Here is a 12,712-nt window from a genome sequence, read left to right as displayed (position 1 = left end):
GGCAACGTTGGTCATGACTTTCCCGCCACGACTCGGGGGTCGATGATGCGCTGCGCGATGTCGGCGAGCAGGGTGCCGATCACGGTGGCCACCGAGATGACCAGGACGCAGCCGAGCAGTACCGGATAGTCCGACGACTGCGCGGCGCTCCAGAACAGCAGCCCCATGCCCGGATAGTTGAACAGCTGCTCGACCACGAGCGCCCCGCCGAACAGCACCGGGATGTAGTAGCCGAGCATCGCAACGACCGGGGTCAGTGAGTTGCGGAACACGTGCCGCCACAGGATCGCGCGCTGCCCGGCGCCACCGGCCCTCGCGGTACGCACGTAGTCCTCGGCCAGGTTCTCCAGCGTCGCCGAGCGCATGTACCGGCTGAACACCGCCACCATCGAGGCGGCGCCGGCGACGACCGGCAGGACCAGCCCGGCCGGGTTGGCGAGCACCTGCCCGAGCGTGTCGCCCTGCGGCGCCTGGGACGGGAACCAGCGCAGCGCCTGACTGAACACCAGCACCAGGATCAGCCCGAAGAAGTACACCGGGGTCGCGTAGGCGACGAAGCTGAGCGTGGTGATCGCGTAGTCGAACGGCTTGTTGCGCCGCACCGCCTGCCACATGCCGAGCGGGATCGCGAGCAGCAGCCCCAGAACCGCCGACAGCACCGTCAACACCAGCGTCTTGGGCAGCCGCTGCACGATCAGCGTCGACACCGGCTCGTTCAACGTGTACGAGGTGCCGAGGTCACCGTGCAGCAGCGTGCGCAGGTAGTAGAAGTACTGCGCGACAACGGGTTTGTCCAGCCCCTGCTCGTGGTTGAACGTCGCGATCTGCTGGGCGGTGGCCTGCGCGCCCAGGATGCCGCGCGCAGGCCCGCCCGGCAGCGCGTGGAGCAGCGCGAAGACCACGATGGTGACCAGGAAGATCACCAGCACCGCCTGCGCCACGCGCCGAACCAGGTACCACAGCGTCGCCATGGACTACTTCGTCCACTTCCACTGGGCCGGGTGGAAGTTCGCCAGCGAGTCCTGGCTGAAACCGCCCAGGCCGTTCTTGACCACCGAGATCTGGTAGTCCGGCTCGGGCAGCCAGATCACCGGCAGATCCTTGGCCAGCGCGGCGCTGTAGTCCTGCATCGCGCTCGGGTCGTTCGACGTGGTGGTCTTGTTGATCAGCTTGTCCACGTCCGGATTGCTGTAGTTGCCGAAGTTCGAGCCACCGCTCGAGGCGAACAGCGAGTCGCCGGTCGGGAACGCCGGGAAGTACCAGCTGCCCGCGGTGCCGAAGTAGGACAGGTCCCACTTGCAGATCGACTGGCTGGCCTTGCACTGCGGGGTCTGGGACAGCACCGAGTTGACCGGCGCGGTACGGATGGAGAACTTGATGCCGGTCTTCGCGAGCGAGGACTGGATCGCGCTCATCTCGTTGTCGGTCACGGTGGAGCCGGACTGGGACAGCACCTCCATGGCGAACTGGGTGCCGGCCTTGACGCCGCTGCCGCACTGGTCCGCGCCGCTGCCCGGCTTGGTGCAGACCATCACGCCGTTCTGCTTGGTCCAGCCGTGGTCGGTGAGCAGCTTGGTCGCCGCCGCGGTGTCGAACGGGTACGGGTTGTTCTTCTGCACGTCGGACACGTAGTCCGACTCCTGCCCCTGCGGGATCGGGCCGTACCCCGGGGTTGCGGTGCCGTTGAAGATCGCCTTGACCAGGCCGTCCTGGTCGATGGAGCGCTGGATCGCCTGCCGCGCGTACAGCTGCTTGAACACCGGCCCCATGGTCGGGTTGTTGAAGTTGTACGGCATGTAGGTGATCGCCCAGCCGGTCCACGGCTTGACGCTGTAGCCGCGGGAGGCGAACGACTGCTTCTGGTCCAGGTCGCCCGGATCGATGTAGCCGTAGTCGACGGTACCGGCGCGCAGCGCGTTGGTCTCCGCGGTGCTGGTGGTGAACGGCAGCAGGTTGACGGTCTTGATACCGGCCTTCTCACCGCCGTCGTACTTCGGGTTCGCGGTCAGCACGACCTTGCCGGCGGTGGAGAACGACTTCACCGTGTACGGGCCGCTGACGGTCTTCCACAGTGGGCTCGACGCGTACTTCGAGATGTCCTTGCCCGCGTCGTTGAGGTAGGCCCAGACCTGCTTCGCGCCGGCCGCGGTGCGGTCCGCGTCGCTCACCTTCGCCGAGGCGGAGGTCTTGTCCCAGGCGTGCTGCGGCAGCGGCTTGATCAGGCTCAGCTCGTTGGCGAGCATCCACTGCGCGTTGTACGCCTTGTCGAACGTGATCGTGAAGTGCCGGTCGTCGGTGGCCTTCAGCGAGGTCCAGTTGTCCGGCGCCTTGCCCGGGCTGTAGCTCGCGTACTGCTTCTTGTTGACCGTGATCAGGTTGTACCAGAACTCGACGTCGCGGCTGGTGATCGCCTTGCCGTCGCTCCAGTGCCGGTCGCCGAGCGTGATGGTGACGCTCTTGCCGTCCGAGGCGAAGTCGGCGGCGGTCGCGATCGAGCCCTTCTTGTTCCAGCGGACCTTGCCGGTGGACCCGTCGTAGGCGACGAGCGGCTCCCACAGCGCCGCGGCGATGGAGCCGTTGTTGGTGTTCAGGTGCGCCGCCGTGCCGATCGGCAGCAGCCAGTTCGGCGTGAAGTTGGCGGGCAGCGCGTAGTTGATCGAGTCCGACGACCCGGACGACGAGCTGCTCGTCCCGGTACAGCCGGCGAGCAGCGCGCTCGCCGCGACGGCAGCGCCGGCGGCGAGCGCGAAGCGGCGGCGGGCCGCCATGCGGCGGAAGGACATCGTCACTCCTCGAAAGTGAACTCCAGGGGAACGCTGGCCAGTGAACGCGGGCCCCTGCCGAAAAAACAGATGGTGCACCGTAACAAGTCGGTTTCTGCGGTCCCGAAATAAGACAGCGCCGGGCAGCAAGCTGCCTCGATGGGCGTTTTTGCAGGTCAAGCCGGTCCGAACAAAGCCCTTCGCACGGCTGCCCGCTCTCCCACCGAGCGGCCGAGCGGCGTACTGTGAACCGCCAGCCGGACCGTCGAGGAAGATACTTTCTGCATGACTGAAAAAAGTGCACGCGCCGGATCGCCGCCGCTCGTGGCGCGCGTGCTGGAGCTGGTCGCCGCCGGGCGCGCCTCGTCGCGCACCGAGCTCGCCGCGCTGCTCGGCGCCGCGCCGTCGACCATCTCGACCGCGGTCGGCCAGCTCGTCGAGCGCGGCCTGATCGCCGAGCAGGGCACCCAGTCCTCCACCGGCGGCCGGCCGCGCAAGGTGCTGCGGCTGGGCAGTACCGACGAGTTCGCGGTTGCCGCCGACGTCGGCGGCCGGCACGCCCGGGTCGGCGTGGTGCTGCCCGGCGGCACGCTCGCCGACGCGACGACGGTGCCGTTCGCCGTCGGCGAGGGCCCCGAGGTGGCGCTGCCGCTGCTGGCCGACACGCTGGAATCGCTGGCCGAGGCGCGCGGGCGGGAGCGGCTGCGCGGGGTGGGCCTGTCGCTGCCCGGCCCGGTCGACCCGGCCACCGGCACCGTCACGCTGCCGTCCCGGATGCCCGGCTGGAACGAGTTCCCGGTCACCGAGTGGCTGGAGGAACGGTTCGGCCTGCCCGCGGTGAGCGAGAACGACGCGAACAGCATGGCGCTCGGCGAGCACGCGGTGCGACCGCCGGAGCAGCGCCAGTCGATCACGGTGAAGGTCGGTTCGGCCATCGGTACCGGCATCATCGTCGACGGCCGGCTCTACCGCGGCGCGGCCGGGGTGGCCGGCGAGATCACCCACGTGCGCATCGACGCCGCCGGCGACAAGCCGTGCGGCTGCGGCAACACCGGCTGCCTGGAGACCGTCGCCTCGGGCGCCACCCTGGTCCGCGAGCTGAGCGCCGCCCGGCCCGAGATCCGCTCGCTGGAGGACGTGGTCCGGCTGGCCAAGGAGGCCGACCCGGAGGCGACCGGCGCGGTCCGCCGGGCCGGCAAGTACCTGGGCGAGGTGCTCGCCGCGAACGTCAACTTCTTCAACCCGGACGCGGTCTACCTCGGCGGCATACTGTCCACATTGGACCCGCTGGTCGCCGCGGTACGCAGCCAGCTGTACGAGGGCTGCCACCCGCTCGCCACCACGCACCTGGTGATCGAGCGGGTCAGCCTCGGCGCGAACGCCGGGCTGGTCGGCGCCGGCCAGGCCGCCCTGCAGCACGCCCTCGAACGCACCCTGGCCACCATGTCCGCCGCACCGCCCGCCGCGCCGATTCGCGCCACCCGCACCGCCCGCTAGCTGCGCACCGCCGTACCGAACCCGCCCGAACAACGTTGGAGAGCCATGTCCCGCACCCCGATCGAGCATCCCGTCATCGCCATCGCCGGGCTCGGGATCGAGTCGTCGACGTTCTCGCCGGCCCGCACCGAGGCGCCGGCGTTCCACCCGCAGCGCGACGCCGAGGTACTCACCCGGTACCCGTTCCTCGCCGACGGCAAGCCGCTGCGGGCGGCGGCCGACTGGCGCGGCGCGCTGGTGGGCAAGTCGCTGCCGGGCGGGATGGCCACGGCGGCCGCGTTCGAGGAGCTGTCGGCGGACCTGCTCGCCCGGCTCGCGGCGATGCCGCACCTGGACGGGCTCTGGTACGACATCCACGGGGCGATGACGGTGGAGGGCATCGACGACGCCGAAGCGTTGCTGCTGCGCCGGATCCGGGACGTGATCGGCCCGGACGTGATGGTGTCGACCTCGATGGACCTGCACGGCAACGTCTCGCGCGAGCTGGCGCACCGCAGCGATCTGATCACCTGCTACCGGATGGCGCCGCACGAGGACCACATGGAGACCAAGGAGCGCGCCGCCCGCAACCTGGTGCGGCTGCTGCACTCCGGCGCGGACCGGCCGATCAAGGCGTGGGTGCCGGTACCGGTGCTGCTGGCCGGCGAGCAGACCTCCACCCGGATCGAACCGGCGAAGTCCGTCTACGCCGCGGTGTCGGAGGTGGAGGCCGCCGACGGGGTGACCGACGCGGCGATCTGGGTCGGGTACGCCTGGGCCGACGAGCCGCGCAACCGGGCCGCCGTGGTGGTGACCGGACCCGACGAGAACGCCGTCGCCGCCGGGGCGGAGCGGCTGGCCCGCGGGTTCTGGGCGGCCCGGCGCGACTTCGACTTCGTGGCGCCGACCGGCACGTACGACGAGTGCCTGGACGCGGCGCTCGCCAGCGACGCCCGACCGTACTTCGTCTCCGACACCGGGGACAACCCGACCGCGGGCGGTGCCGGCGACGTGACGTGGGGGCTGACCGAGCTACTGGCCCGGCCCGAGTTCGGCGACGGCGGGCCCACCGTCATCTACGCCTCGGTTCCGGGCCCGGCGGCGGTCGCCGCGGCGGTCGAGGCCGGCGTCGGCGCAACCGTCACCGTGACCGCGGGCGCCGAGGTGGACGACCGGCACGCCGGCCCGCTGACGATGACCGGGGTGGTGCACGCGATCCGGCACGGCGACCGGGACGCGGAAACGGAGGTGGTGCTGCGGGTGGGCAGTGTGTACGCGATCCTCACCAAGCTGCGCAAGCCGTACCACCACGAGCACGACTTCACCGACCTGTCGCTCGCGCCGCGCGAGGCGGCCATCGTGATCGTGAAGATCGGTTACCTGGAGCCGGAGCTGTACGCGATGGCCGCCGACTGGAAGATGGCGCTGACGCCGGGCGGCGTCGACCAGGACCTGGTCCGGTTGGGACACCGGCGGATCCGCCGGCCGATGTTCCCGTTCGATCCCGACATGGCCGACCCGGACCTGACCGCCCGGATCATCCCCGCCTCGACCGAGCCGCTGTCCGGGGCCGACGAGTGAGCCCGGCCGCGGGGACCGGCACGGCGCGCTCGGCCGTCCACCGTGGACGACCGAGCGCGCGCACGCGACCGGTTGCCCGACCGTGCGGGGTGCAGCGATGACCGCCCTGGAGATCGCCGTCACCAGCGCTGCCGGTGCCCGGGTCGCGCTGGCGGGCGGGGCCGACCGGGTCGAGCTGTGCGTCGCGCTGGAACTGGGCGGAGTCACCCCGTCCCAGGCGCTGATCGAGGCCGCGGTCGCCGCCGGCCCGCCGGTACACGTGCTGGTGCGCTGCCGGCCCGGCGACTTCCGCTACGACGCCGACGAGGTCGCGCTGATGACCGCCGAGGTACGTACCGTGCTCGCGGCCGGCGCCACCGGCGTGGTGGTCGGCGCCCTCACCGAGGCGGGAGCGTTGGACACCGAGGCGATCCGGCGCTGGGCCGATGCCGCGGGTACCGCCGGGGTGACGCTGCACCGGGCGATCGACCGGTCCGCCGACCCGGTCGCCGCCGCCACGGTGGCCGCCGAGCTCGGTCTGACCCGGATCCTGACCTCCGGCGGCGCGGCCACCGCCGGCGCCGGAGTGAACGCCATCGCACGGATGGCCGCAGCCGCACCCGGCATCCAGCTGATGGCCGGTGGCGGCGTGCGCATCGCCGACATCCCGGCGCTGGTCGCCGCCGGCGTGGCCGCGGTACACCTGTCCGCCAAGCGGGCGACGAGGGCGCGGCACGCGGGACCGGCGGTACCGCTGGGCAGCGCCGACGACGACACGCACTTCGTCACCGATCCGGCCGTGGTCGCCGCCGCCCGTACCGCGCTGGACGCCGCCCCGCTCGCCGGTTGACCCGGTGAGCTCGCTGGGCACACCGCGAACCCCGGCGGTCACGGACCGGCGCTGCGCACCCGACCCGGGACCGCCCGGCCGGTGTCGGGTGCCACGATCCGGCGCCGACCGCCCGGTTCGGGCCTATCGTGGGCGGCGAGAGCGCACCCGACCGGAGGAACGATGGACACGATGCCGGCGCTGGCCGGGATTCGGGCCAGCGAAGCGGAGCTGCTGACCGCGGCACACCGGGCCCGGATCTTCTCCGGCGCCGCCTGGTCGGTCGGTGACCTCGACGGCCCGGTACGCCGGGGCCAGTTGGGCACGCTGTCCTGGGGCGGCCCGCCGGTGCAGCCGGACACGTTGTGGGACTGGGCGTCGGTGACCAAGCCGGTGGTCGCGCTGGCCACCCTGTGGCTGGTCGAACGCGGCGCGCTGGGGTTGGCCGAGACCGTCGGCGAGCACTTGCCCAACCATGCCGGCAGCGAGCTCGGTCCGGTCACCATCGAGCAACTGCTGACCCACACCTCGGGCCTGCCGGGCCGGCAACCGTTGTGGCGCCAGCACCGCGACCGGGAGTCGCTGCTCGCCGCGGTACGGGCGCTGCCGCTGCACACCGCACCGGGTACCGCGGTGGACTACAGCTCGGCCGGGTTCATCGTGCTGGGGCTCGTCGCCGAGGCGGCATCCGGCTGGCCGCTGGATCGGTTGGTGGCGACGGCGGTCACCGGTCCGGTCGGCATGCCGGACACCGGGTTCCGCCCCGCCGCAACGGATCGGGACAGGTGCGCGGCCACCGAGGACTGCCCGTGGCGCGGCGAGGTGGTGCAGGGCAGCGTGCACGACGAGAACGCGGTCGTGCTGGGCGGTGTCGCCGGCCATGCCGGACTGTTCGGCACGCTCGACGATCTGGAGCGACTCGCGCGTGCCGTGCTGTCCGGCGGTACCACGGTGACCGGCGACTGGCTGGCTGCCTCGACGCTGGCGCTGATGGGCCGCGGGCACACCGATCGGCTCAACCTGCGGCGCGGGTTGGGTTGGCAGGGCCGCGATCCGCACGGCAGCCCGTTCGGCGACCTGAGCTCGCCCGAGTCGTACGGGCACACCGGGTTCACCGGCACCAGCATCTGGATCGACCCCACCCTCGGCCGGTACGCGGTGCTGCTGACCAACCGGGTGCACCCGAGCCGGGACACGCCGGGCATGGAGACGGTGCGACCGCGCTTCCACAACCTCGCCGCGGCGCGATGAGCGGCTCTCGCCGCGCCGGTCGGGCGTGGTGGTGACAACGCACCTGCTCATCTCAGCAGTTCCATGCCCTCGGACAGCACCAGGCCGGCGCAACCGAGCAGGGCGGTGTCCGGGACCGGTTCGGCGACCGTCACGGTGAGCGCCGCGCTCGAGCCGTACGGCGAGTTCGCGGCCAGGTGACCGGCCAGGCGGTCGGCGAACGGCCGCCCGCCGCCGGTCGCGTCGCCGTGCAGGATGAACGTGCCGGGGGCGAGCAGCTGTTGCACGTTGCCCAACCCGAGCGCGAGGTTCGCCGCGTACTCGTCGATCAGCCCGGCCGCCGACCGGTCACCGCGGCCGGCGCGGGCGGTGAGCCGGGCCAGCGTCGTACCGCGGGCGCCGGGGATGCCGAGCACGGCGGCCCGGCGACGCAGCCAGCTCACGGTGGCGACGGTCTTCCAGCAGCCGCGCCGGCCGCAGTCGCACCGGTCGCCGCCGGCGGCGACGGTCAGGTGCGCGCCGCTGCCCGCACCGGGCGCCGACAGCACCACGCCGTGCCGGACGACGCCAACGCCGACGCTGTCGCCGGTGGACACCGAGGCGAACGTGTCGAGGCCGCGGCCGGCCCCGAACCAGCGGTCGCCGAGCGCCTGTACCCGGGCGTGGTGCTCCAGGTAGGCGGGTGCCCCGACGAGTTCGCGCAGCGCCGGTACGATCCGGTACCCGGCGAGCGCCGGCGCCGCGTGCAACTCGACCAGCCGACCGGCGTCCGGGTCGACCAGGCCGGCGGAGGCGATCCCGACGCCGATCACCGGGCTGCCGGCGAGCGCTTCGGCGCAGCAGGACCGCAGCGCCGCGGCGAACCCGGCCGGGTCGGCCGCGCGCCTCGGGTACGGCGCGCTGGCACGAGCGCGGATCTCTCCGGCGAGCGACACCGTCGCCACCTCGATGCGGCCGGGCAGGATCTCCACCGCGCCGATCGAGCGGGCCGACGCGGAGAACCACACCGGCCGCGGCGGCCTCCCGCCGGAGCGCCCACCCGACCCGGCCGCCCGACCTCCGAAGCGCGCGCCCGGCTCGGCCGCCGGAGCGCCGGGCCGCCCGTCCGGCTCGCCCACCGGACCGCCAGGCCGCCCGTCCGGCTCGGCCGCCGCACCGCCGGGGCGCGGGTCCGGCCCGGGCGCTCGGCCGCCGGCCGGTGCCGCCGCCTCGACCAGGACGCCGCTGTCCAGCAACGGTTGCAGGATCGTGCCGACGGTCGCCCGGGACACCCGGAAGGTACGGGCGAGCTGCGCCCGGCTCTGCGGCCCGGCGGCGTGCAGCGCGGCGAGCACCCGCATCCGGTTCACCACGCCCAGGCGCTCCGGCGAGATCAGCGTGGCCGGAGTCATCCGCGCCCTCCCTGCATGTAGTAGCTTCCAACATACTGGCCACGGAAGCTCGTCGTGAAGGGTGCCGCGCTGTGCAGATCGTCGGGGTGGACGTGTGGGTGGTGACGGTGCCGATGCGCACCGCGTTCACCTCCTCGTTCGAGACCAAGACCGGGAACACCCGCACCGTGCTGCGGTTGCGTACCGACGAGGGCGTCGACGGGTGGGGCGAGACCATGTGGGGCGCGCCGACCGCGGCGCTGGTGCGCCAGCTCGCGCCGACCCTGATCGGACGCAGCCCGTACGAGCTGGAGCGGTTCCACGCCGACACGCACATGTTGCCGTTCTTCCACGGCTACCTCGGCTACGCGGCGAAGGCCGGCATCGACGTCGCCTGCTGGGACCTGATCGGCACGGCGGCGGGCCGCCCGGTGCACGAGCTGATCGGCGGCCGGGTGCGCGACCGGGTACCGCTGACCGCGCTGGTCACCCGCGCCGACGCCGGACGGGTCGCGCCGGCCGACCTGCCCCGCGCGCTCGCCGAGCACACCGCCGCCGTCGTCGGCGAGTACGGCTTCACCGCGGTGAAGTTGAAGGGCAGCACCGATCCGGACGGCGACGTGGCGATCCTGCGAGCGATCCGGGCCGCGCTGCCGCAGATCCGGCTGCGGGTGGACCCGAACGCGGCCTGGCCGGTGCCGGACACGCTGCGGCTCGGCGGCGCCCTGCAGGAGTTGGCGCTGGAGTACCTGGAGGATCCGGTCGTCGGCATCGAGGGCATGGCGACGGTCCGCACCCGGCTGGGGATTCCGTTGTGCACCAACATGTGCGTGGTGCGCTTCGAGGAGTTCGCCCCGGCGGTACGGGCCGGCGCGGTCGACGTGATCCACGGCGACGTGTTCAAGTGGGGCGGCATCGCGGCGAACAAGTCGCTCGCCGCGCACTGCGACACGTTCGGGCTCGGGATGAACCTGCACTCCGGCGGCGAGCTGGGCATCTCCACCGCGGCGCACCTGGCGCTGGCGGGGAGCACCCCGGCCCTGCGGTACGCGATCGACTCGATGTACTACCTGCACGCGGACGATCTGATCACCGAGCCGTTCGCGCTCACCGACGCGGCACTGCCGGTACCGGCCGGGCCGGGCCTCGGTGTCACGGTCGACGAGGAGAAGCTGGCGCGCTACGGCGAGCCGGTATGACCGTACCGGTCATAAACCCTCTTACCGTGAAATAACTCCATTGACCTGCGGCGATTCGATAACGTGCCGTAGCTTCATGGTTGCCGTAAGTGTTGGTGAGGTCAGCCTCGCGAACAGAGCGGAAGGGACGCGGCCATGTTGATCGGCATTGGCGTGGGCATCGCAATCATCATCGGCACGTGTCCCTGGTGGTGACCAGGCGGGTCCGACCACCACGGCGATCGGTTGGCGGTCCGGCGGTGCGGCCGGCCCGACCACGGGGGATCGCCCGGAAAACCGAAGGCCTCTGGCGCACGGCGTCAGGGGCTTTCGGCCGTCCGGACCCGCGGTCGGCCACCGTTCGCTCAGCGGGTGTGGTGTTCGCCGTAGCCGGGTCCGTCCGACTGCTCGGGCACCCGGCCGCGGTCCGGCGCGCCGGCCGTGGTGACCGCCTGCGCGGCGGAGATCAACGCCAGATGGCTGAACGCCTGCGGGAAGTTGCCGAGCATCCGGTTCCGCTCGATGTCGTACTCCTCGGCGAGCAGCCCGACGTCGTTGCACAGCCCGAGCAACTGGTCGAACAGCTCGGTGGCCTCCTCGGTGCGGCCGGCCATCGCGTACGCCCGGACCAGCCAGAAGCTGCACATCAGGAACGCGCCCTCGCCCGGCGACAGGCCGTCGACGGCGGTCTTGTCCGCCTCGGTCGGTTCGGTCGAGTACCGCTTGACGAACGGGCCGTCGCGCAGTTCCCGTTCGATGACCGCCATCGTGCTGACGAACCGCTCGTCGTCCGCGGGCAGGAAACCCATCTGCGGCATCAACAGCACCGCGGCGTCCACAGTGGAGCCCCCGTAGTACTGGGTGAACGCGCCGACCTCGTCGTTCCAGCCCTTGGTCAGGATCTCCTCGTGCACCTCGTCGCGCATCGTGCGCCAGCGCTCGACGTCACCGGGCAGCCCGCTGCGCTCGACCGCCTGCACCAGCCGGTCGAGCGCGACCCACACCATCATCCGGGAATGGGTGAAGTGCCGCAGTTCGCCGCGTACCTCCCAGATCCCGTTGTCCGGCTGGTCCCACTTGGACAGCAGGTTGTCGGCCAGCGCCAGCTGCAGCGGCCAGGAGAAGTCGTCCTCCTTGATCCCCTCGACGCGTGCCTCGTGCAGCGCGTCCAGCACCTCGCCGTACACGTCGAGCTGCAGCTGGCCGCTCGCCGCGTTGCCGATCCGCACCGGCTTGGCGCCCTGGTAGCCGTCGAGCGTGTCCACCGTCCACTCGAACAGCCGCCGCTCGCCCGCCACCCCGTACAGGATCTGCAGGTCCTCGGGGTCACCGGCGACCGAGCGCAGCAGCCAGGACCGCCACGCCTTGGCCTCGGACCGGTACCCGTGGTCCAGCATCGAGCGCAGCGTCAGCGACGCGTCCCGCAGCCAGCAGTAGCGGTAGTCCCAGTTGCGCTCGCCGCCGAGCTGCTCGGGCAGCGAGGTGGTCGGTGCCGCGACGATGCCGCCGGTCGGCTCGTACGTCAACGCCTTCAGGGTGAGCGCCGAGCGCACCACCTGTGCCCGGTACGGCCCGCGGTACTTGCACTTGCGGGCCCAGCTGCGCCAGAAGCGCTCGGTGCGAGGCAACTGCTCGTCCGCGTCGTGCACGGTCGGCACCGTCGAGTCCGAGGACGGGTACCAGGTCATCGAGAAGGTGCGCCGCTCCCCCGCCGCGACGGTGAACTCCACGGTGTGCCGGTGGTCGGTGGAGTCGTGCTCGGGCAGCGGGTCGCCGCGCAGGCAGACCGCATCCGGCCCGCCGATGGCGGTGATCGCCGGGCGCCCGTCGGCGTCGAACCGGCGCTGCACCCAGGGGACGATCTCGCCGTAGTCGAACCGGATCACCCACTCCATCCGCATCTCGACCGTGCCGTCGACGCACTCGACGACGCGCATCACGTCGGCGCGGCGGTCGCGCACCGGCATGAAGTCGATGACCCGGGCCCGGCCCGTCGGGGTGACGAAGTCGGTTTCCAGCACCATCGTCTCGTCCCGGTAGCGCCGGTGCACCGACGTGACCTCGCCGGCCGGGCACAGCTGCCAGTGGCCGTCGGACGGGCCGCCGAGCAGCGCGCTGAACACACCGGGCGAGTCGAACCGGGGCAGGCACAGCCAGTCGATCGACCCGTCCGTACCGACCAGGGCTGCGGAATGGGTGTCCCCGATCAACGCATAGTTCTCGATGGGCAATGGCATGACACCATTCTGGCCCCTCCAGGCGCGCATCGCAGGTCCCGGCGCATCCCGGTCGGAGATCCCGGATCGG

At 72.1% G+C, this 12,712-nt stretch carries 9 protein-coding genes; 5 read left to right on the top strand and 4 right to left on the bottom strand.

All coding sequences use genetic code 11. The features are described 5' to 3' along the window. Window positions 1-11: 11 nt before the first annotated feature. Both Asera_RS15150 and Asera_RS15145 read right to left on the bottom strand, forming a co-directional pair. Entirely contained in the window at window positions 12-971 is a 960-nt protein-coding gene (locus Asera_RS15150) for an ABC transporter permease (RefSeq protein WP_030448610.1), read from the bottom strand. Window positions 972-974: 3 nt separating this feature from the next. Further along, on the bottom strand, window positions 975-2,783 hold the full coding sequence (locus tag Asera_RS15145) for a peptide ABC transporter substrate-binding protein (protein WP_211255745.1): 1,809 nt from the start codon (window positions 2,781-2,783) through the stop codon (window positions 975-977). Between the two features lie 264 nt (window positions 2,784-3,047). Between Asera_RS15145 and Asera_RS15140 the strand changes: the two genes are divergently transcribed. The 4 genes from Asera_RS15140 (at window position 3,048) to Asera_RS15125 (ending at window position 7,878) form a co-directional block, all read left to right on the top strand. Further along, complete coding sequence (locus Asera_RS15140) at window positions 3,048-4,259, top strand: ROK family transcriptional regulator (RefSeq protein WP_035298061.1); 1,212 nt, start codon at window positions 3,048-3,050, stop codon at window positions 4,257-4,259. A 45-nt stretch (window positions 4,260-4,304) separates the two neighbouring features. Next, window positions 4,305-5,819 carry a M81 family metallopeptidase gene (locus Asera_RS15135; protein WP_030448607.1) on the top strand — a complete coding sequence of 505 codons (1,515 nt, stop codon included), beginning with the start codon at window positions 4,305-4,307 and terminating at the stop codon, window positions 5,817-5,819. Between the two features lie 97 nt (window positions 5,820-5,916). Beyond that, the gene (locus Asera_RS15130) at window positions 5,917-6,648 is read left to right on the top strand and encodes a copper homeostasis protein CutC (protein ID WP_030448606.1); all 732 of its coding nucleotides are present in this window, start codon (window positions 5,917-5,919) and stop codon (window positions 6,646-6,648) included. Between the two features lie 162 nt (window positions 6,649-6,810). Then, window positions 6,811-7,878, top strand: coding sequence for a serine hydrolase domain-containing protein (locus Asera_RS15125; protein WP_211255744.1), 1,068 nt, complete (start codon window positions 6,811-6,813; stop codon window positions 7,876-7,878). 47 nt (window positions 7,879-7,925) lie between these two features. On the opposite strand, the gene Asera_RS15120 is transcribed toward Asera_RS15125, so the two are convergent. After that, complete coding sequence (locus Asera_RS15120; RefSeq protein ID WP_211255743.1) at window positions 7,926-9,248, bottom strand: ROK family transcriptional regulator; 1,323 nt, start codon at window positions 9,246-9,248, stop codon at window positions 7,926-7,928. A 71-nt stretch (window positions 9,249-9,319) separates the two neighbouring features. Here Asera_RS15120 and Asera_RS15115 point away from each other — a divergent pair, with 71 nt between their 5' ends. Continuing rightward, window positions 9,320-10,426: a mandelate racemase/muconate lactonizing enzyme family protein gene (locus tag Asera_RS15115; RefSeq protein ID WP_030448603.1), complete on the top strand. Its 1,107-nt coding sequence runs from the start codon at window positions 9,320-9,322 to the stop codon at window positions 10,424-10,426. 344 nt (window positions 10,427-10,770) lie between these two features. Here the strand turns inward: Asera_RS15115 and Asera_RS15110 are convergent, their stop codons facing one another. Further along, window positions 10,771-12,642, bottom strand: coding sequence for a glycoside hydrolase family 15 protein (locus Asera_RS15110; protein ID WP_030448602.1), 1,872 nt, complete (start codon window positions 12,640-12,642; stop codon window positions 10,771-10,773). Between the last annotated feature and the right edge of the window lie 70 nt (window positions 12,643-12,712).

It is taken from the genome of Actinocatenispora sera, from assembly GCF_018324685.1.
Taxonomy (GTDB): Bacteria; Actinomycetota; Actinomycetes; order Mycobacteriales; family Micromonosporaceae; genus Actinocatenispora; species Actinocatenispora sera.
This window is presented reverse-complemented; position numbering and strand designations above follow the sequence as displayed.